This window comes from Mycobacterium interjectum, assembly GCF_900078675.2.
In the GTDB taxonomy this organism is placed as follows: Bacteria; Actinomycetota; Actinomycetes; order Mycobacteriales; family Mycobacteriaceae; genus Mycobacterium; species Mycobacterium interjectum.
Map to the genome: position 1 here is coordinate 1,785,601 of NZ_LT546237.1, position 19,363 is coordinate 1,804,963.

Genomic DNA, 19,363 nt, shown 5'->3' on the forward strand with positions numbered 1-19,363 from the left:
AGGTGCAGCAACGATTTGAGCTGCTGCCAGTTCGCCTCGACAAACTCTTGCGGGTTGAGGACGCCGTTGACCAGGCTTCCCTTCCACAAGCCTTTCGCCATGCCCGTCCACGTCTCGGCAGCGCCATGGGGATCGACGAGGAACCACCGCGGGTCGAGATCCCCAATGGACAGCGCCATCCCGACGGCGCCCTTTAAGGCGCCCTCATTCGCGTTGGCGAAAACGTCGAAAACCGTTGCCACCTGGTTGCCGACCGCATCACCCAGAAACTGCTTAAGCTCGCCGCGCACGTACTTTTCCAGCTTGACGACCAGGCCGTCGATGACCCCTAAGCCCGCATTGACGCCCTGCTCGGCGGCGCGGGCCTCCCGCCCCAAGTCGTGCAGCACGTCGTTGATGTCCCTGGCGATCTTCTTGATCTCATCGAGCGCGTCGCCCTTGATGATCAACATCACGTCGTGCCCGAGGTCGGTCAGCGAACCCAGCCGGTTGAGCAGCTCCCGGATGTGGTGCTGGGCGCCGTCCACCTCGTTGGCGAAATTGTCGAGGGCGGTGGCGATTTTCCCGGCTGCCTCGCCGATCTTGCCCATGCAGTCGCCGATTTGCGACAACGCGTCATCGATCTTCTCGCCTTCGGGGATCTGATGCGCGTCCAGTAGCGCCTTGGCGGCGTTCAGCGCACCCCGCATCCCGCCCGCGGCCCCGGCGAAGCCGCGCCACCGAGCCGCGGCCGCATGCAAACCGGCCACGTCCCCGTCGGGCCACACATCGTCGACGAACGACTCCACCACCGCCCACAGCAAGGGCGGCGGCTGCCCCCTACCCCACGTCCCCGGCGGTCCGGACGCCGAGATTTTGGCCTGCGCGGGTGGCGCCTGCAACGCGCCGGCCCCGCCGCCCAGCGTGGAGGCCGCTTCGGCCTGCGAATAGTTCGCGGCGCCTTGCTGTATCAGGGCCCCGCTTTGCCGGCACGCGTTGATGGCGGCCGCCGCGGCCTGCAGCACCGACTCGCCCGCGTCCTGATACGCCAGGCCGAAGACCGCGCCGGCCGCATCCAGGCCGGTGTGTGCCGCGAAACCGGCGGTCAACACCGTCAGGTTCGCGGCCAGGCCCTCGCCGGCGGCGATCACGGCGCCGCCCACGGCGAACAGCGCCTGAGGATCGACGACCAACGGAACCATCGCGCGAAATTCTCGCCGACCCAGTCCCGGGCCGCTATTCACCCAACGGCGCGCCGAGTCAACGTGACGCGGTGCCGTCCGGCCGGCACGGCCACGGTCGCACCGGCGGGCTGACCGTCGAGCCGCACCCCGACCCCGGCGGGCAGCCCGGCCAGCGTGATCCGGGCGGCGACATCCGTGGCCACCGTGATCGTCGACGACGGCAGCGCGGCCAGCCCGGCACGCGCAACGTCCACCGTGAGGCCGGCGACCCCGGTGAGCCGCAGCGTCAGATACGGCAGCGGGCCGACGGCCCGGCCCACCTGCCAGTCCAGCTCGCTGTACAGACCCGGCGTCGGGTCGAAATGCGGGATGACGCCGCGGTGGTGCCGAATCGTGTGCGTCGGATCGGGCCGGGCGTAGGAGCGCGCGTCGACTTCGGCCACGGCCCCGCGCCGCGCCGTCACCGACGGATCGGCGGTCAGCTCCGAGAGCCACCACACCTGGTGCGGCCCGATGCCCAGATCGGCGCGCACCAATTGCGGATACCAAGCGAACGTGATGTGCCCCGGATCTGCTTGGCGCAGAGCCGTTTCCATGTGTGAGATCGGATCCTCGAACTTGTCCTGCAGCACCCAGGCGATGTGATCCTCGAGCGGATAGACGGTGAACCGGTGCCGGTAACCCAGCCGGTCGAGCTCGAGCACCTGCTCGGCGGCCGAGGCGAACGGCACCAGCTCGTCGACCAGCCCGTGGGCGATGACGTACGGCAGCCAGCGGGCGTTCACCAGCAGCTTCCAGGTGTCACCCTCGCGGGCACACGGCGAGTCCGGGTCGAGGTCGGCCGGGATGTCCACGTCGGGCAGCAGGCGCACGCCGCACGCCGGCGGCCCGGCCAGCACCACTGCCTGCGAGAAGACCTGCGGGTAGCTCAATCCCAGCTTGTAGGCCGCATACCCGCCCATCGAGTAACCCGAGATGACAGTGCGATTGGGGTCGGTGCCCAACTGCTCGGCGACCCGGGCCCATACCTCCCACACATCGAGCTCCCCGGTGTCGAAGTACCAGCTCGACGGGCCCCGGGCCAGCGGCGTGACCACCACCGAGTCGCGGCCCTCGCAGACCTCGCGCAACAGGCGCGGGTCGATCGCGGCGAACTGGCTTTGGCCCAGCGCCAGCGAGTGCAGCAACAGCGTCAGCGGCAGCGCGCGGCCCGGCGCATAGGTGGACGGCAGGCAGATCGAATAGGGCTGGACGCGCCCGAGGAACTGCGGCTTGGTGCTCAAGATGTCATAGGCGGCCAGCCCTCCTGCCACCCCCTGCCCAAGCTCGACCGAGGAGACGTACCAGCGGGTCGACGGGCCGGTGATCACCGGCTCGGGCTCGGTGTCGCGCGCGGCGAGCCGCGCCCACGGCACCGTCGCCGCGAACGCGGACACGTCGCCGTGGCCAAGGGCCGCGGCCTGGGCCGCATCAGACCAGAAGTTCAGGTGCGGCGGCTCCTGCGCGTTGGTGCGGAACGCGACGTTGTAGACGTTGGGCTGCCCGGGCAGCGCCCCGCGCTCGGCGGGCACGTCGGCGAACCCGTCGCCGGCCGCGTTGGCCAACCCCGCGGCCAGCCGCACGGTCCAGCTTCCGGTCGGCTCTAGCACCGACCGCGGGACCCGAGCCACAAACGACCGCGATTGCATGTCGACGGTGTGCTCCATCGGCGTGCTGGCCCGGGTGGTCAGGTCGATCAGCGTGGCCCCGCGCCCCGACACCACCAGGGCCATGTCGATGCCCTGCGAGCGCACGCCCGCCCCGGCCGGCCAGTCCCCGGCACCCGCTCGGGAGGGATCGGTGTCGAAGGTGAACAGCGCGATCGGCACCGAGGCGTCCACCAGCGTGTTCCAGTCGATTCGCCACCACGTGTCGGTCTCGGTGAGCCCGATGGCGACGCGGAAGATGTCGGCGCCGTTGCCCGCGGCGGGCCCGTCGGGATAGACGTAGGTGCCGCGCGGGGGCGCCTGAATCNATCGAGGACATCGTCGTTGTCACCGAGGATGGCGCCCTGGCCGTCAACAATCGGCCGCACGAACTGATCGTCGTACCCGCGTCCTAACGGGCGCGACGGCCCCGCCGCGTACGTTGGGCCACGTGTCGATCCTGGACCTCACCCTGCTACCGCTGCGCATCGCGCGCCATGTCGCGGGCGCGGGCGCAACGGGGCGCAGCACCGCGTCGGCGACATGGCGCGCGATGCGCAGCGGTAGCAGGGTGAGGTCCAGGATCGACACGTGGCCCAACGTACGCGGCGGGGCCGTCGCGCCCGTTAGGACGCGGGTACGACGATCAGTTCGTGCGGCCGATTGTTGACGGCCAGGGCGCCATCCTCGGTGACAACGACGATGTCCTCGATCCGGGCGCCCCACAGGCCGGGGAAGTAGATGCCGGGCTCGACGGAAAACGCCATGCCCGCGGTCAGCGGCAGATCGTTGCCGGCGACGATGTACGGCTCCTCGTGCACCGACAGCCCGATGCCGTGCCCGGTGCGATGCACGAAAAACTCCGCCAGCCCGGCCTCGGCCAGCACGTCGCGGGCCGCGGCGTCGACCTGTTCGGCGGTCACGCCGGGACGGACCGCGTCCAGTGCCGCGCGCTGGGCGCGTTGCAGCACCGAATACTGTTGCGCCACATCGGGTGCGGGCTCGCCGATGCTGTAGGTGCGCGTGGAGTCGGAGTGGTAGCCGGGCTCGTACGCGCCGCCGATGTCGACGACGACGATGTCGCCGGCGCGCAGTTCCCGATCCGAGTAGCCGTGATGCGGGTCGGCGGCGTGCGGCCCGGAGCCGACGATGATGAACGCCACCTCCGAATGTCCTTCGGCGACAATCGCTTCGGCGATGTCGGCGGCGACGTCGGCCTCGGTGCGGCCGGGGCGCAGAAACTCCGGCACGCGGGCGTGCACCCGGTCGATGGCCGCGCCGGCCTTGTGCAGCGCGTCGATCTCGCATTCTTCCTTGGTCATCCGCAGCTCGCGCAGCACGTCGGTGGCCAGCACCGGCAGCACGCCGAGCACATCGGCCAGCGGCAGCAGGTGCAGCGCGGGCATGGAATCGGTGACGGCCGTCGCGGTCGGCCCGCCGCCCAGGGCCGCGCCGACCAGGCGGTAGGGGTCGTCGCCGTCGACCCAATCCCGCACGGCCAGGCCCAGTTCCGCGACGGCCGACCCCTTGAGCGCGGCCAGCTCCAGCCGGGGCACCACTATCGTCGGCTGGCCGGAGCTCGGCAGCACCAGCGCGGTGAGCCGTTCGTGGGTCTGGGCGCGGGAGCCGAGCAGGTACCGCAGGTCGTAGCCCGGGGTGATCACCAGGCCGGCCAGCCCGGCGTCGGCGGTCGCCGCGGCCGCCGTGGCCAGCCGGCGCGCGTACACGCCCGCGTCGAATCGGTGGGAATCCATGGCAGCCAGGCTAACCAAGCCGACGCCCGGTGGCGTGAGACCATAGCCGCCATGCCCAAACCGCTCGTGCTGCTCGACGGGGCCAGCATGTGGTTCCGCTCGTACTTCGGGGTGCCGTCGTCGATCACCGCCCCCGACGGCCGGCCCGTCAACGCCGTGCGCGGGTTCCTCGACTCGATGGCCGTCGTGATCACCCAGCAGCGGCCCGGCCGGCTGGTGGTGTGCCTGGACCTCGATTGGCGACCGCAGTTCCGCGTGGACCTCATCCCGTCCTATAAGGCGCACCGGGTCGCCGAACCCGAGCCGGCCGGCGAGCCCGACATCGAGGAAGTGCCCGACGACCTGACACCCCAGATCGACATGATCATGGAGCTGCTGGACGCGTTCGGGATCCCGACGGCGGGCGCGGAAGGTTTCGAGGCCGACGACGTGCTGGGCACGCTGGCGGCGCGAGAGCGCACCGATCCGGTGGTGGTGGTCAGCGGCGATCGCGACCTGCTGCAGGTGGTGGCCGACGACCCCGTCCCGGTTCGGGTGCTCTACCTGGGCCGCGGGCTGACCAAAGCCACCCTGTTCGGGCCGGCCGAGGTGGCCGACACGTACGGCGTGCCGCGGGAACGGGCCGGTGCGGCCTACGCCGAGCTCGCGCTGTTGCGCGGCGACCCCTCCGACGGACGAGGCCCAGGGCGGCGGCCAGCCGCTTCCGGTTCGCGGCCACCGCCGCCGCGTCGTCGCCGACGTGGTCGCCGAGGTTGAAGGTGTCGAACGGCGGCGCCGAGACACCGCCCGCGCGGGTGGTCGTCACCCGCCGGATGCGAACGCTCACATGACCAGTATCCGAAGCCCCCCGCGCACCAGCGGGCAACGCCGTCCGGCCGCGGCCGGTTTGTCGCGTACTGGCAAGCAAATTGAGACTCTCAGCGGCGCATGAAGGGCGGCACGTCGACGTCGTCGTCGTCGCCGCCGATATTCAGCGTCGAACCGTTGGTGTGGACGGGAACGCTGACCGCGTCGACCGGCTCGAACAGCGTGGAGCTGAGCTTGCCTGCCTTCGCCGCCTCGATGCGGTGGGCGCCGCCCTTGTCGCCGGCGCCGGCCCCGGTGACCGGCTTGCGTCCCGGTCCGGCGGCTTCGAAGCCCGCGGCGATGACGGTGACGCGCACCTCGTCGCCCAGCGAGTCGTCGATCACGGTGCCGAAGATGATGTTGGCGTCCTGGTGGGCGGCGTCCTGCACCAGCGAGGCAGCCTCGTTGATCTCGAACAGGCCCAGGTCGCTACCGCCGGCGATCGACATCAGCACGCCCTGCGCGCCCTCCATCGACGCCTCCAGCAGCGGCGAGTTGATGGCGATCTCGGCGGCCTTGAGCGACCGGCCCTCGCCGCGCGCCGACCCGATGCCCATCAGCGCCGTGCCGGCGCCGGACATGATGCCCTTGACGTCGGCGAAGTCGACGTTGATCAGGCCCGGCGTGGTGATCAGGTCGGTGATGCCCTGCACGCCGTTGAGCAACACTTCGTCGGCGCTGCGGAACGCGTCCATCAGCGACACCGCGGCGTCGCCCATCTGCAGCAGCCGGTCGTTGGGGATCACGATGAGCGTGTCGCAGCTCTCCCGCAGCGCGGCGATGCCGGTTTCGGCCTGATTGCCCCGCCGTTTGCCCTCGAACGAGAACGGCCGGGTGACCACGCCGACGGTGAGCGCGCCCAGCTTGCGCGCGATGCTGGCGACGACGGGCCGCTGCCGACGGTGCTGGTGACCGGGGTGCTGGCCTGGCGGCGCCGCAACGTCGCGCTGGGCGCGCTGAGCGTCGCCGGGGTGGCGCTGATGCGGTGGACGCCGATCGACCTGCTGCCCAAGCACCACGAGACCACCGCGAACTGGTGGCGCCAACTCGTCGGGGCGTCCTACGTGTGGTGGGCGCTGGCGGTCATCGTCGTGGCGGGATTGACAGTCACCGCCCGCACGAGCCGGTCCGAGCCGGCCACGGCCACGCCGACGCCGGTGCCTGCCACCCGCTGAACCGATTAGCCGACGGCGGTCTCGGGGATCCGCGCCGCCTCATCGGTCGATTCCCCCGCGCCCTCAACTTCCGCGCCGCGTTCCTTGACGCTGGCGGCGTAGATGTCGACGTACTCCTGGCCGGAGAGGCGCATCAGCTCGTAGATCACCTCGTCGGTGACGGCACGCTCGATGAAGCGGTTGCCGGCCATGCCCTCGAAGCGGGAGAAGTCCATCGGCTTGCCGAACCGGACGGTGACGCGCCCGAAGCGCAGCATCGTGGTGCCCGGCGGGTTGACGACGTTGGTACCAATCATCGCCACCGGGATCACCGGAACCCCGGTGTGCAGCGCCAGGCGCGCCAACCCGGTCTTGCCCTTGTATAGCCGGCCGTCGGGCGACCGGGTGCCCTCGGGATACATGCCCAGCAGCTTGCCGCGGGCCAGCACCTGCTCGGCGGCGTTGAGGGCGGCCTGGGCGGCGTCGGCGTCGGTGCGGTCGATCGGCACCTGACCGACGGCGGTGAAAAACCACCGGCTCAACCAACCCTTGAACCCGGTGCCGGTGAAATATTCGGACTTCGCGAGGAACGTGATCCGGCGCCGGACCACCAGCGGCAGAAAGAAGCTGTCCATGACCGCCAGGTGATTACTGGCCAAGATCACCGGGCCGGACGTCGGAACGTGTTCCAGCCCTTCGACTTTCGGTCGACCAAGCAGGGAGAGCAACGGGCCCAGCAAGACGTACTTGAATAGCCAGTACCACATGGCCCTCCCTCTCGCCCGCGCCCGCAGTGTTCTGCGCCAACTGTACCGACCCGCGGCGGCGGGGACCACCTTCGCCGCGGCGGGTTACTCCTCGACGGTGACCGGGATGGGCTGGTAACGCGTCTTCGCGGTCGCATCGCCGGCGGGCGCGCCGGAGTCGGGCTCGGGACCGCCGCCCCCGGGCGCCTCGATCTTCGCGATCGCGCTGCGCGCCGCCTCCGGGTCGACCACCCCCGGGATGTCGGCCAGCGCCCGCAGCGCCACCAGCAGCCCGGTGGCCTCGGGCGAGGTGAGCTTGAGCGGCCGGTCGATGCCCGCCGAGAACGTCACCTCGATGGTGTCGCCGGAGAACTCGAAGTCGATGAGGTCACCGGGGTAATAGCCGGGCAGGCCGCACATCCACAGCTGGTTGAGGTCCTCCTCGAGCTGCTTTTCCGATACCCCGAGGTCGGCGGCGGCCTTGGCCCGGGTGACCTTCGGGTTGGCCTGGAAGTACGGCACCATGTTGAGCAGCCGGATCAACCGGGTGGACACGGGTGTCATCGGCGCCCCGCCACCACGTGCGACCGCAGCCGGGCCACCACGTCGTCGCGCAAGGATGGCGGCTCGAGCGCGACGGCGTCGGGCCCGTAGCCGGCGATGTCGCGCGCCAGCTGGTCGGCGGATGCGATGTCGAGTTCGATCAACTCGCCGCGGCGGNGCTGGCCCGGGTGGTCAGGTCGATCAGCGTGGCCCCGCGCCCCGACACCACCAGGGCCATGTCGATGCCCTGCGAGCGCACGCCCGCCCCGGCCGGCCAGTCCCCGGCACCCGCTCGGGAGGGATCGGTGTCGAAGGTGAACAGCGCGATCGGCACCGAGGCGTCCACCAGCGTGTTCCAGTCGATTCGCCACCACGTGTCGGTCTCGGTGAGCCCGATGGCGACGCGGAAGATGTCGGCGCCGTTGCCCGCGGCGGGCCCGTCGGGATAGACGTAGGTGCCGCGCGGGGGCGCCTGAATCTTCAGGTCGCCGACGGGGACGCCGCTCGCGCCGTGGTCGTCGTAGAGGAAATCGGTCCAGAACAGCGCGCCCCCGGCCAGCCGGCCGGTGCCGCAGGTGCGCGGAAACTCCTCGCCGAACGGCCAATTCGACGGCACCGGCAGGCGCGGCTCGGGGCGTCGCGCCGCCGGCGGCACGCCCTCGGGCNGTGCGCGTGGAGTCGGAGTGGTAGCCGGGCTCGTACGCGCCGCCGATGTCGACGACGACGATGTCGCCGGCGCGCAGTTCCCGATCCGAGTAGCCGTGATGCGGGTCGGCGGCGTGCGGCCCGGAGCCGACGATGATGAACGCCACCTCCGAATGTCCTTCGGCGACAATCGCTTCGGCGATGTCGGCGGCGACGTCGGCCTCGGTGCGGCCGGGGCGCAGAAACTCCGGCACGCGGGCGTGCACCCGGTCGATGGCCGCGCCGGCCTTGTGCAGCGCGTCGATCTCGCATTCTTCCTTGGTCATCCGCAGCTCGCGCAGCACGTCGGTGGCCAGCACCGGCAGCACGCCGAGCACATCGGCCAGCGGCAGCAGGTGCAGCGCGGGCATGGAATCGGTGACGGCCGTCGCGGTCGGCCCGCCGCCCAGGGCCGCGCCGACCAGGCGGTAGGGGTCGTCGCCGTCGACCCAATCCCGCACGGCCAGGCCCAGTTCCGCGACGGCCGACCCCTTGAGCGCGGCCAGCTCCAGCCGGGGCACCACTATCGTCGGCTGGCCGGAGCTCGGCAGCACCAGCGCGGTGAGCCGTTCGTGGGTCTGGGCGCGGGAGCCGAGCAGGTACCGCAGGTCGTAGCCCGGGGTGATCACCAGGCCGGCCAGCCCGGCGTCGGCGGTCGCCGCGGCCGCCGTGGCCAGCCGGCGCGCGTACACGCCCGCGTCGAATCGGTGGGAATCCATGGCAGCCAGGCTAACCAAGCCGACGCCCGGTGGCGTGAGACCATAGCCGCCATGCCCAAACCGCTCGTGCTGCTCGACGGGGCCAGCATGTGGTTCCGCTCGTACTTCGGGGTGCCGTCGTCGATCACCGCCCCCGACGGCCGGCCCGTCAACGCCGTGCGCGGGTTCCTCGACTCGATGGCCGTCGTGATCACCCAGCAGCGGCCCGGCCGGCTGGTGGTGTGCCTGGACCTCGATTGGCGACCGCAGTTCCGCGTGGACCTCATCCCGTCCTATAAGGCGCACCGGGTCGCCGAACCCGAGCCGGCCGGCGAGCCCGACATCGAGGAAGTGCCCGACGACCTGACACCCCAGATCGACATGATCATGGAGCTGCTGGACGCGTTCGGGATCCCGACGGCGGGCGCGGAAGGTTTCGAGGCCGACGACGTGCTGGGCACGCTGGCGGCGCGAGAGCGCACCGATCCGGTGGTGGTGGTCAGCGGCGATCGCGACCTGCTGCAGGTGGTGGCCGACGACCCCGTCCCGGTTCGGGTGCTCTACCTGGGCCGCGGGCTGACCAAAGCCACCCTGTTCGGGCCGGCCGAGGTGGCCGACACGTACGGCGTGCCGCGGGAACGGGCCGGTGCGGCCTACGCCGAGCTCGCGCTGTTGCGCGGCGACCCCTCCGACGGGCTGCCCGGGGTGCCCGGCATCGGCGAGAAGACGGCGGCGACCCTGCTGGCCCAGCACGGCTCGCTGGAACAGATCCTGGCCGCCGCCAGGGATCCAAAGTCGAAGATGGCCAGGGGTTTACGGGGCAAATTGCTGAACGCGACGGACTACATCGAGGCCGCCGGCCGGGTGGTGCGGGTGGCCACCGACGCCCCGATCACGCTGTCGACGCCCACCGACGCCCTGCCGCTGGCGGCCGCCCACCCGAAACGCACCGCCAAACTGGCTACCGAGCTGGGTGTCGGGTCGCCGATCGCCCGCCTGCAGAAGGCGCTCGACGCGCTGCCGGGCTGACCGCTACTGCGGCCGGCCGACCTCGTAGGTGCCCTTGTTGTCCTGGAAGGTCACGGTGACGTGCTTCTTGGCGCCGTCGATGCTGACGTCGCAGTCGAAGGTGCCGCCCTTCTTGACGACGGGGTCCTGGCCGTGGTTGCAGGAGACGTCTTTGACGTTCTTGGCGCCGTAGCCGTTGGTCTCGTCGGAGAGGATCTGCTGCACGCCGGCCTGGGCCTTGTTGACGTCCAGCTTGGTGGTCACGAAAAACCCGGGCTCCCAGAAGCCGAGCACGAGCACGACCGCGACGACCAACAACGCGATCGCGCCGGCCACGCCGCCGATCAGCGCCGTCGAGCGCTTCTTCGCGGGCTGCTGGTAAGGCGCGTATTGCTGCGGGTATTGACCGGGCTGGCCGTACTGGCCCGGCTGACCGTACTGGCCGGGCTGGCCGTATTGACCGGGCTGACCGTACTGGCCCGGCGGCGGGTACTGCCCGGGCTGGCCGTACTGGCCGGGCTGACCGTACTGGCCCGGCGGCGGGTACTGCCCGGGTTGGCCGTAACCGGGCTGTTGCGGGGGGTACTGCTGCGGGTACGCCTGCTCAGTCGGCGGTTGGTATTGCGGATAGTCGGCGGGCGGCGTGGCCGGCGTGTAGGCCGGAGCCTGCCACGTCGCCTCCTGGCCCGGCTGCTGCTGCCAGGGCGACCCGACCTGCGTGGGCTCCGAGGACCGATCGCCGGTCTGACCGGGCGGTTGCCACTCCTGGCCCGGCTCCGATCCCTGCGGTCCGCTCATCGTCTCTCCTCAGTTCCCTTGTGTGTCGCCCTTTTAGCCCCCTGTAACGGTAGCTCGGGCCTAGCCTACCCGGCGTCAACTGCGACGACGCCGCGCCGAACGTCGTTGATGGCGCGCTTGGCGGCGGCGCGAAGCTCTGGATCCGGCGCGGCGTTGCGCACCTGGTCCAACAGGTCCAGCACCTGGCGGCACCATCGCACGAAGTCCCCCGCCGACAAGGGCGAGCCCGCCCCCTGGATGTCGGCGACGGCCAGCGCGGCGGTGAGATCCCCGGTCCGGGCCCACCGGTAGATGACGTTGACGAAGCCGTCGTCGGGTTCGCGGCTCGGGGCGATCCGGTGCGCCTGCTCGTCGGCGCGCAGCGCGGTCGACAACCGCGACGTCTGCTGCAGCGCCTGCCGCAACCGCTGCGTGGGCACCTCGGCCGCCAGCGCGCCGCCGGGGCCGTCGCCGCCGCGGGACTCGTACAGCACCGCCGAGACGACCGCCGCCAGCTCGGCCGGTTTCAAACCCGACCACGCGCCGGTGCGCAGGCATTCGGCGACCAACAGGTCGCTCTCGCTGTAGATGCGGGCCAGCAACCGGCCGTCGTCGGTGACGTGGGGGTCGGCGGCCGGGCCCCGGATGAAGCCGCGCTCGGTGAGCAGCCCGACGATCCGGTCGAACGTCCGCGCCAGCGAGTTGGTGGCGGCGCCCACCCTTTTCTCCAGTTGCGCGTTGTCGCGTTCGATGCGCAGGTAGCGCTCGGCCTCCCGCATCCGGGACTCGAGCCCCGCGCTGTTGTGGGCGGGGTGCCGGCGCAGCTCCNAGGCCGACGACGGAGCGGTCGGCCTGGTATTGCGCGAACGACTGCTCGAGCAGCTGGTGCGCCTGCTCGGGGCCCATGTGCTGCACCAGGTTGATGGTCATGTTGTACGACGGGGCGAACGAACTGCGCAGCGGGAAGGTGCGGGTGGATGCCAGCCCGGCCACTGCGGAGGGTTCGGTGGTTTCTTCGCTGGGGTTCCAGAGCACCACCGCGTGGCCCTCGACGTCGATGCCGCGACGGCCGGCGCGGCCGGTGAGCTGCGTGTACTCCCCCGGCGTCAGCGGCACGTGCTGCTCGCCGTTGAACTTGACCAGCCGCTCGAGCACGACCGTGCGCGCGGGCATGTTGATGCCCAGCGCCAGGGTTTCGGTGGCGAACACCGCCTTGACCAGGCCGGCGGTGAACAGCTCCTCGACCGTGTGCCGGAACGCCGGCAGCATCCCGGCGTGGTGCGCCGCCAGGCCCCGCAGCAGCCCCTCCCGCCACTCGTAATAGCCGAGCACCGCCAGGTCGGCGTCGGCCAAATCGCCGCAGCGGTGGTCGATCACCTCGGCGATCTGGGCGCGCTCCTCCTCCGTCGTCAGCCGCAGCGGCGACCGCAGGCACTGCTGCACCGCCGCGTCACAACCGGCCCGCGAGAACACNGCGTTCCCATAGTCGAACAGGTCGAACAGGCGCTTGCCCACCAGGACGTGTTGCCACAGCGGAACGGGCCGGTGCTCGTCGACGACGACGGTGGTGTCGCCGCGGACGGTCTGGATCCAGCCGCCGAACTCCTCGGCGTTGCTCACCGTCGCCGAGAGGCTGACCACCCGCACCTCGTCGGGCAGGTGCAGGATCACCTCCTCCCACACCGGTCCCCGCATCCGGTCGGCCAGGAAGTGCACCTCGTCCATCACCACATACGAAAGCCCTTGCAGCGCAGGGGAATCCGCGTAGAGCATGTTGCGCAGCACCTCGGTGGTCATCACGACGACGGGCGCGTCGCCGTTCACCGACATGTCGCCGGTCAGCAGTCCGATCCGGTCGCGGCCGTAGCGCTCGGTGAGGTCTGTGTGCTTCTGGTTGCTCAGGGCCTTCAACGGCGTGGTGTAGAAGCATTTGCCGCCGGAGGCCAGCGCCAGGTGCACGGCGAATTCGCCCACCACCGTCTTGCCGGCCCCCGTCGGCGCGCATACCAGCACCCCGTGGCCGCTTTCCAGCGCCGCGCAGGCCCGCCGCTGAAAGTCGTCGAGCGTGAAGCGCAGTTCCGCGGTGAACCGAGCCAGCTCGGCCGGCTCGGTCACGCCGTCGCCCGCGGGCGCGAGGGTGCGCAAATGCACATGAAATACGGCGTGCCGCCGTACACACACGCACGCTCGCGGAAAGGAACGCGGGAAGGAACGCTAGGTGACGTCGTCATGTTGACCGGCGGTGAACGACGGCTCCGGTAGCGGCTCGGGCGCCTCGATGACGGACGCTTCGTCGTCGGGAATCGCGACCTGGGCTTCCCGCTTGGCCTTGCGCCTGTCGTGCAGCCGCGCGATCTGGATGGCGAACTCGAGGAGCACCGACAGCGCCACCCCGAGCGCGGTCATCGAGAACGGGTCGGATCCGGGCGTGAAGATCGCCGCGAAGGCGAACATGCCGAAGATCAGCCCGCGCCGCCACGACTTGAGCTTCTGGTAGGTCAGCATGCCCGTCTGGTTGAGCATGACGATCAACAGCGGGAACTCGAAGCTCACCCCGAACACCACCAGCAGGTTGATCAGGAAGCCGAAATAGCGGTCCCCGGACAGCGCGGTCACCTGCACGTCGCTGCCGACGGTCAGCAAGAAGCCCAGCGCCTTGGACAGCACGAAGTAGGCCAGCACCGCGCCGACGACGAACAACACCGCGGCAGGCACCACGAACGCGATCGCGAAGCGGCGTTCCTTCTGGTACAGCCCGGGCGTGATGAACGCCCACAGCTGGTAGAACCACACCGGGCAGGCCAGCACGATCCCGGCCGTCATTCCGACCTTGAGCCGCAGCATGAACTGGTCGAACGGCGCCGTGGCCAGCAGCCGGCACTGTCCGCCTGCGCTGATATCCGCCCGCGCCGATTGCGGCAGCGAACAGTACGGGTGGCGCAGCCACTCGCCGAGGCTTTCCAGCCCGAAAATCGAGTGCGAGTACCAGACGAAGCCGAAGATCGTGGTCAGCAGGATCGCGGCCAGCGAGATCAGCAGGCGGGTGCGCAGCTCGGTCAGGTGATCGACCAGCGACATCGTCGCGTCGGGATTGGTGCGGCTGCGCCTATTGCGAGGGTTGAGCCGTTTCAGCAAGCCGGCGGTGCGCGCTGAAACCTTGAAACCTTTCACGGTGTTGGCGGTCGGTCAGTGGCGCTCGGGCACCGCGGCGACGCGGCTACGCCGGGCGCGCTTCGGTGTGCCCCTGCTCGGTGGTGGCCGGCGGGTCGACCCGCTGCGACTGCACGGGCTGCGGGGGCTCGATCGAGGGAGCTTCAGGCTTGCCTTCGGTCTGCATTTCGCGCATCTCGGACTTGAAGATGCGCATTGACTTGCCCAACGAGCGCGCCGCGTCGGGGAGCTTCTTGGCACCGAACAACAGGATCACTACGACAGCGAGGATCGCCCAGTGCCACGGACTAAGACTGCCCACTTTGATTACCTCCAGACGTCCACCCGATGCTACCGCAGCGGGGGCCGCACCTAGTGTGGCCGCGCCGCCACCTGGTAAGACTCCAGGGCCGCGGCGGCCGCATCCCGGACACGTCGGGCCAGCGACTCGGGTTCAAGCACCCGCACGGCCGACCCGAAGCCCAGCACCAGGCGCGTCATCCAGTCCTCGGAGGCGTACGTCATGACGGCCTCACACGATCCGTCGGCCAGCTCGAGCACCTCCCGCATCGGGTAGTACTCGAACATCCACGAGGCCGCCGGCGCCACCGACAGCCGGGCCGACGGCAGCGCCGGATCGCCGTCGAACAACGACGTGTCCGGCGGCGCGTGCCGCGCCGGTTCGGGCGGGGCGGCCGGCTCGCCCAGCTCGGTGGCGTCGACGATCCGGTCGAAACGGAACAACCGAACGCCTTCGGCCTCGCGCGACCAGGCCTCCAAGTAGCTCTGGCCGCCGATCAGCAGGACGCGAATCGGATCGACGACCCTGCTGGTCAGGGTGTCATGCGAGGCGGAGTAGTAATCGATGGCCAGCGCGTGCTTGTACTGCACCGCGGTGCGCACCGCGGTCGCGGCCCGGCTTTCGACCGGGGCGGGCTCGTCGACGGCCGCCACCGGGGTGTGCTGCCCGGCGGCGCCGGCGGCCGCCTCGATCTTCGCGATCGCGCTGCGCGCCGCCTCCGGGTCGACCACCCCCGGGATGTCGGCCAGCGCCCGCAGCGCCACCAGCAGCCCGGTGGCNAAGGTGCGGGTGGCCTCGCGATCGCGGTCGTGGCCGACCAGATACCAGCGACCCTTCTCGGTGACGACGCCCCACGGCTCGACTGTGCGCGTGGTGTAGGGCTCGGCCCGCGACGGCCGGTGCGGGAACTGCACCGCCTGGCGGGAATCGATGGCGGACAACAGGATCCCGAGGACATCCTCCGACCCGCGCAGGCCCGGAACCCCGGCCGGGGACGCGATGGCGACCGGTGCGTCAGGATCGACGTCCACCCCGGCGGCGCGCAGCTTGAGCAAGGCGCCCTGGGTGGCGGTGATCAGTTCCGGCGACTCCCACAGCTGCGTGGCGACGGCCACCGCGGCCGCCTCGTCCGGGGTCAGCCCCACCGGCGGCAGCGCGTAGGCGTCGCGGTTGATCCGGTAGCCCTCGGCGGGGTCGGTGACCGACACCCGGCCGACCTCGAGGGGGATGCCGAGGTCACGCAATTCGTTCTTGTCGCGCTCGAACATCCGCGAGAACGCCTCGGCGCTGGGGCTGTCGGAGTAGCCGGCGACGCTGGACCTGATCTTTTCGGCGGTGATGTAGCCGCGGGTGGACAGCAGAGCGATCACGAGGTTGACCAACCGCTCGACTTTCGAGGTCGCCATTTCCCTTAGCCTAGATCGGTTGGTCGGCCGGCAGCTCGCGGCCTTACATGCTGGCGATCAGCCGCTTGACCCGCTCGTCGACGGCCCGGAACGGGTCCTTGCACAGCACGGTGCGCTGCGCCTGGTCGTTGAGCTTGAGGTGCACCCAGTCGACGGTGAAGTCGCGGCCCGCGGCCTGCGCGGCGCTGATGAACTCCCCGCGCAGCCGGGCGCGGGTGGTCTGAGGCGGGTGGTCGACCGCCTCGGCGATGTCCTCGTCGGTGGTCACCCGCGCGGCCAGGCCCTTGCGCTGCAGCAGGTCGAAGACGCCGCGGCCGCGCTTGATGTCGTGGTAGGCCAGGTCCAGCTGGGCGATCTTCGGATCGGACAGCTCCATGTTGTAGCGGTCCTGGTAGCGCTGGAACAGCTTGCGCTTGATCACCCAGTCGATCTCGGTGTCCACCTTGGCGAAATCCTGGCTTTCGACGGCGTCCAGCTGGCGGCCCCACAGGTCCACGACCTGTTCGATCTGCGCGTTGGGCTCGCGCGTCTGCAGGTGCTCGACGGCGCGGCTGTAGTACTCGCGCTGGATGTCCAGGGCGCTGGCCTGGCGCCCGCCCGCCAGCCGCACCGGCCGGCGGCCGGTGACGTCGTGGCTGACCTCGCGGATGGCGCGGATGGGGTTGTCCAGCGAGAAGTCGCGGAACGGCACGCCGGCCTCGATCATCTCCAGCACCAGCGCGGCGGTGCCGACCTTGAGCATGGTGGTCGTCTCGCACATGTTGGAGTCGCCGACGATGACGTGCAGCCGGCGGTATTTTTCGGCGTCGGCGTGCGGCTCGTCGCGGGTGTTGATGATCGGGCGGCTGCGGGTGGTGGCCGAGGAGACGCCCTCCCAGATGTGCTCGGCGCGCTGGGACAGGCAGAACGTCGCGGCCTTGGGGGTCTGCAACACCTTGCCGGCCCCGCAGATCAGCTGGCGGGTGACCAGGAACGGCAGCAACACATCGGAGATGCGGGAGAATTCGCCGGCCCGCACGATCAGGTAGTTCTCGTGGCAGCCGTAGGAGTTGCCCGCCGAGTCGGTGTTGTTCTTGAACAGGTAGATGTCCCCGCCGATGCCCTCGTCGGCGAGGCGCTGTTCGGCATCGACGAGCAGGTCTTCGAGCACCCACTCGCCGGCCCGGTCGTGGGTGACCAACTGCACCAGGCTGTCGCATTCGGCCGTGGCGTACTCGGGATGGCTGCCAACATCGAGGTAGAGCCGGGCGCCGTTGCGCAGGAAAACGTTGGAACTGCGGCCCCACGACACCACCCGCCGGAACAGGTAACGCGCGACCTCGTCCGGAGACAGGCGACGATGGCCGTGGAACGTGCAGGTGACACCGAACTCGGTCTCGATGCCCATGATTCGCCGCTGCACGTAATCGAGGGTACTGGTTGTCTGACCGCGAAGGTGAGCAAGCCGCGCCCACGGATGTTATTGGCCGGATCCGATCCCGCCGGCGCGGTCGACGGCGAAACCCACCGGTCCCACGGGCACCATCAGCCCCAGCACGCCGGGGGCCGCCAGGGCCGGTCTAGTCTTCGGATTTCTCGCCCGAATCCGGGGCTTTGCGCTTCGATTTCGCGCCCTTGGAATCCAGCTCGGCCAGCATGCTCTCCAGGGCGGGCCGGTTGATCCGCCGGAACGCCCGCCGCGGCCGGTTGGCGTCCAGGACGGCGACCTCCAGGCTGCCCACCTCGATGGACCGCTGGTCACCGTTGGACGCCTCCGCGCTACCCTTCCGCAGCGCCGCCACGGCGATGCCCAAAGCCTCGCGAAGGTCGGCGTTTTCGGCGTACGACTCCTTGAGTGCGGTGACGATCGGCTCGGTGGTGCCGCCCATCACCACGAAATGCGGCTCGTCGGCGATCGAGCCGTCATAGGTAATCCGGTAGAGCTCAGGCGGTTTCGTCTCACCGAAGTGCGCGACCTCGGCGACGCACAACTCGACCTCGTAGGGCTTGGCCTGCTCGGTGAAGATGCTCCCCAGGGTCTGCGCGTAGACGTTGGCCAGCTGCCGGCCGGTGACGTCGCGGCGGTCGTAGGCATAGCCCCGCGTGTCGGCGAACTGGATTCCGCCGACGCGTAAGCTGTTGAACTCGTTGAACTTACCGGCGGCCGCGAATCCGACGCGGTCGTAGAGCTCGCTGATCTTCTGCAGCGACCGCGACGGGTTCTCCGCGACGAACAGCACGCCGCCGGCGTAGGCCAGCGCCACCACGCTTTTGCCCCGGGCGATGCCCTTGCGCGCGAGCTCGCTGCGCTCGCGCATCGCCTGCTCGGGCGAGATGAAATACGGGAAGCTCATTTATCCCCCCGCGGCTCGGCGTCCGGCCCGAAAGTGTCCGCGCGCGAGCGGCTTTCGATGACTTCCCGGGCCAGTTCGGCGATCCGGCTCTCCGGCACGTCGGCCGCCCCCTCGGCGCCGATGGTGACCGCCGTGGGGTAGATGCCGCGGACCAGATCCGGGCCGCCGGTGGCGGAATCGTCGTCGGCGGCGTCGTAGAGCGCCTCCACGATCGCCCGCAGTGCGGAATCGACGTCGGTGACTTGCGAATACAGTTTCTTCATCGACGACTTGGCGAAGATCGAGCCCGACCCCACCGCCTGGTAGCCCTCCTCCTCGATGTTCCAGCCGCCGGCGGCGTCGAAGGAGACGATGCGGCCCGCGCTTTCCGGGTCCGGCGCGTGGATGTCATACCCCGCCAACAGCGGCAGGGCCACCAGCCCCTGCATCGCCGCGGCCAGGTTGCCGCGCACCATGGTCGCGAGCCGGTTGACCTTGCCGGCGAAGGTGAGCGGCACGCCCTCGACCTTCTCGTAGTGCTCGAGTTCCACCGCGTAAAGCCGGGCGAATTCGACCGCGATCGCGGCGGTGCCGGCGATGCCGGTGGCGGTGTAGTCGTCGGTGATGTACACCTTCTTCACGTCGCGCCCGGCGATCATGTTGCCCTGCGTAGAGCGCCGGTCGCCCGCCATGACGACGCCGCCCGGGTACTTCAACGCGACGATCGTGGTCCCGTGCGGCAGCTGGTCCCCGGCGGCGATGGCTGGCGCGCCGCTGAGGGTTGCCGGCAGCAACTCCGGCGCCTGGCGGCGGAGGAAGTCGGCAAACGAGGACAGGCCTATTGCCGGGTTCCCGGGAAGTGCGGAGTTAATGGAGAGTCGATCGGCGAACGGCCAGGTCACTGTCCGCCCTTTTGGACATACGCGCGGACAAAATCCTCGGCGTTTTCCTCAAGGACGTCGTCAATCTCGTCGAGCAGGTCGTCGGTGTCTTCGGCCAACTTTTCGCGACGCTCCTGGCCCGCGGCCGTGCCGTCGGCGAAGTCGTCTTCATCGCCGCCGCCGCCACCGCGCTTGGTCTGCTCTTGAGCCATCGCCGCCTCCTGCTTGATCATCGGCAGGTGTAAAGCCAAGTCA

General features: G+C 70.1%; 14 protein-coding genes and 10 pseudogenes. 4 read left to right on the forward strand and 20 right to left on the reverse strand.

Going from position 1 to position 19,363, the window contains the following annotated elements; all coding sequences use genetic code 11:
• Positions 1–1,181 (reverse strand): WXG100-like domain-containing protein (locus BN4348_RS60030; RefSeq protein ID WP_456238199.1); only part of this gene is annotated, 1,181 nt, incomplete at its 3' end.
• Positions 1,182–1,219: 38 nt separating this feature from the next.
• Positions 1,220–3,175, reverse strand: a complete 1,956-nt coding sequence (locus tag BN4348_RS42840) for an alpha/beta hydrolase-fold protein (RefSeq protein WP_407937921.1) — start codon at positions 3,173–3,175, stop codon at positions 1,220–1,222.
• A gap of 2 nt (positions 3,176–3,177) precedes the next feature.
• Here BN4348_RS42840 and BN4348_RS61465 point away from each other — a divergent pair.
• A pseudogene (locus BN4348_RS61465) lies at positions 3,178–3,264 on the forward strand (hypothetical protein); the annotation flags it as partial.
• Between the two features lie 210 nt (positions 3,265–3,474).
• Here BN4348_RS61465 and BN4348_RS42845 read toward each other — a convergent pair.
• A complete protein-coding gene (locus BN4348_RS42845; RefSeq protein WP_066913259.1) occupies positions 3,475–4,602 on the reverse strand; it encodes a M24 family metallopeptidase in 1,128 nt (375 codons plus the stop codon).
• Positions 4,603–4,653: 51 nt separating this feature from the next.
• Between BN4348_RS42845 and BN4348_RS42850 the strand changes: the two are divergent.
• Positions 4,654–5,307 (forward strand): annotated as a pseudogene (locus tag BN4348_RS42850) (5'-3' exonuclease); the annotation flags it as partial.
• Here BN4348_RS42850 and BN4348_RS42855 read toward each other — a convergent pair.
• Both BN4348_RS42855 and BN4348_RS42860 read right to left on the reverse strand, forming a co-directional pair.
• Positions 5,267–5,428 (reverse strand): annotated as a pseudogene (locus BN4348_RS42855) (laccase domain-containing protein); the annotation flags it as partial. The pseudogenes BN4348_RS42850 and BN4348_RS42855 overlap by 41 nt on opposite strands.
• Positions 5,429–5,519: 91 nt before the next feature.
• A pseudogene (locus tag BN4348_RS42860) lies at positions 5,520–6,338 on the reverse strand (cell division protein FtsZ); the annotation flags it as partial.
• Positions 6,339–6,341: 3 nt separating this feature from the next.
• Here BN4348_RS42860 and BN4348_RS42865 point away from each other — a divergent pair.
• Positions 6,342–6,623, forward strand: a pseudogene (locus BN4348_RS42865) (alpha-(1-2)-phosphatidylinositol mannosyltransferase); the annotation flags it as partial.
• Between the two features lie 5 nt (positions 6,624–6,628).
• On the opposite strand, the gene BN4348_RS42870 reads toward BN4348_RS42865, so the two are convergent.
• The 5 genes and pseudogenes from BN4348_RS42870 to BN4348_RS42885 form a co-directional block, all read right to left on the reverse strand.
• Positions 6,629–7,369: a lysophospholipid acyltransferase family protein gene (locus BN4348_RS42870; RefSeq protein WP_066913264.1), complete on the reverse strand. Its 741-nt coding sequence runs from the start codon at positions 7,367–7,369 to the stop codon at positions 6,629–6,631.
• A 126-nt stretch (positions 7,370–7,495) separates the two neighbouring features.
• Positions 7,496–7,912, reverse strand: a pseudogene (locus BN4348_RS42875) (protein pafC); the annotation flags it as partial.
• On the reverse strand, positions 7,909–8,055 hold the full coding sequence (locus tag BN4348_RS63105) for a WCX domain-containing protein (protein WP_456238207.1): 147 nt from the start codon (positions 8,053–8,055) through the stop codon (positions 7,909–7,911). The gene BN4348_RS63105 and the pseudogene BN4348_RS42875, both read right to left, overlap by 4 nt.
• A gap of 23 nt (positions 8,056–8,078) precedes the next feature.
• Positions 8,079–8,657: pseudogene (locus BN4348_RS62490) on the reverse strand (peptidase); the annotation flags it as partial.
• Positions 8,560–9,294 (reverse strand): annotated as a pseudogene (locus BN4348_RS42885) (M24 family metallopeptidase); the annotation flags it as partial. The pseudogenes BN4348_RS62490 and BN4348_RS42885, both read right to left, overlap by 98 nt.
• Before the next feature lie 51 nt (positions 9,295–9,345).
• On the opposite strand from BN4348_RS42885, the gene BN4348_RS42890 reads away from it, so the two are divergent.
• Positions 9,346–10,302 carry a 5'-3' exonuclease gene (locus BN4348_RS42890; protein ID WP_066913339.1) on the forward strand — a complete coding sequence of 319 codons (957 nt, stop codon included), beginning with the start codon at positions 9,346–9,348 and terminating at the stop codon, positions 10,300–10,302.
• 3 nt (positions 10,303–10,305) lie between these two features.
• Here the strand turns inward: BN4348_RS42890 and BN4348_RS42895 are convergent, their stop codons facing one another.
• From BN4348_RS42895 to BN4348_RS42935, 10 genes and pseudogenes are all read right to left on the reverse strand, one after another.
• Positions 10,306–11,079 (reverse strand): DUF4333 domain-containing protein, encoded by a 774-nt coding sequence (locus BN4348_RS42895; protein ID WP_066913268.1) that lies wholly within the window; start codon positions 11,077–11,079, stop codon positions 10,306–10,308.
• A gap of 65 nt (positions 11,080–11,144) precedes the next feature.
• Positions 11,145–13,173: pseudogene (locus tag BN4348_RS42900) on the reverse strand (DEAD/DEAH box helicase).
• A 99-nt stretch (positions 13,174–13,272) separates the two neighbouring features.
• On the reverse strand, positions 13,273–14,229 hold the full coding sequence (gene tatC / locus BN4348_RS42905) for a twin-arginine translocase subunit TatC (RefSeq protein ID WP_096866142.1): 957 nt from the start codon (positions 14,227–14,229) through the stop codon (positions 13,273–13,275).
• Positions 14,230–14,275: 46 nt separating this feature from the next.
• Complete coding sequence (gene tatA / locus BN4348_RS42910) at positions 14,276–14,530, reverse strand: Sec-independent protein translocase subunit TatA (protein WP_066913270.1); 255 nt, start codon at positions 14,528–14,530, stop codon at positions 14,276–14,278.
• Between the two features lie 50 nt (positions 14,531–14,580).
• Positions 14,581–15,273: a helix-turn-helix transcriptional regulator gene (locus BN4348_RS60800; RefSeq protein WP_268921342.1), complete on the reverse strand. Its 693-nt coding sequence runs from the start codon at positions 15,271–15,273 to the stop codon at positions 14,581–14,583.
• 21 nt (positions 15,274–15,294) lie between these two features.
• Positions 15,295–15,915 (reverse strand): annotated as a pseudogene (locus BN4348_RS60805) (helix-turn-helix transcriptional regulator); the annotation flags it as partial.
• Positions 15,916–15,958: 43 nt separating this feature from the next.
• Positions 15,959–17,317, reverse strand: a complete 1,359-nt coding sequence (gene pafA / locus BN4348_RS42920; RefSeq protein ID WP_096866143.1) for a Pup--protein ligase — start codon at positions 17,315–17,317, stop codon at positions 15,959–15,961.
• 157 nt (positions 17,318–17,474) lie between these two features.
• Positions 17,475–18,248 (reverse strand): proteasome subunit alpha, encoded by a 774-nt coding sequence (gene prcA / locus BN4348_RS42925; protein WP_066913277.1) that lies wholly within the window; start codon positions 18,246–18,248, stop codon positions 17,475–17,477.
• A complete protein-coding gene (gene prcB / locus BN4348_RS42930; RefSeq protein ID WP_066913279.1) occupies positions 18,245–19,129 on the reverse strand; it encodes a proteasome subunit beta in 885 nt (294 codons plus the stop codon). The genes prcA and prcB overlap by 4 nt, the downstream gene beginning before the upstream one ends.
• Complete coding sequence (locus tag BN4348_RS42935; protein WP_066913345.1) at positions 19,126–19,320, reverse strand: ubiquitin-like protein Pup; 195 nt, start codon at positions 19,318–19,320, stop codon at positions 19,126–19,128. Before BN4348_RS42935 ends, prcB begins: the two co-directional genes overlap by 4 nt.
• Between the last annotated feature and the right edge of the window lie 43 nt (positions 19,321–19,363).

Excerpts from the sequence above, each read along its gene's own strand:
- BN4348_RS42845 (WP_066913259.1), bottom strand. The coding sequence starts at position 4,602 with ATGGATTCCCACCGATTCGACGCGGGCGTGTACGCGCGCCGGCTGGCC.
- BN4348_RS42870 (WP_066913264.1), bottom strand. The coding sequence starts at position 7,369 with ATGTGGTACTGGCTATTCAAGTACGTCTTGCTGGGCCCGTTGCTCTCC.
- BN4348_RS42890 (WP_066913339.1), top strand. The coding sequence starts at position 9,346 with ATGCCCAAACCGCTCGTGCTGCTCGACGGGGCCAGCATGTGGTTCCGC.
- BN4348_RS42895 (WP_066913268.1), bottom strand. The coding sequence starts at position 11,079 with ATGAGCGGACCGCAGGGATCGGAGCCGGGCCAGGAGTGGCAACCGCCC.
- prcA (WP_066913277.1), bottom strand. The coding sequence starts at position 18,248 with ATGAGCTTCCCGTATTTCATCTCGCCCGAGCAGGCGATGCGCGAGCGC.
- BN4348_RS42935 (WP_066913345.1), bottom strand. The coding sequence starts at position 19,320 with ATGGCTCAAGAGCAGACCAAGCGCGGTGGCGGCGGCGGCGATGAAGAC.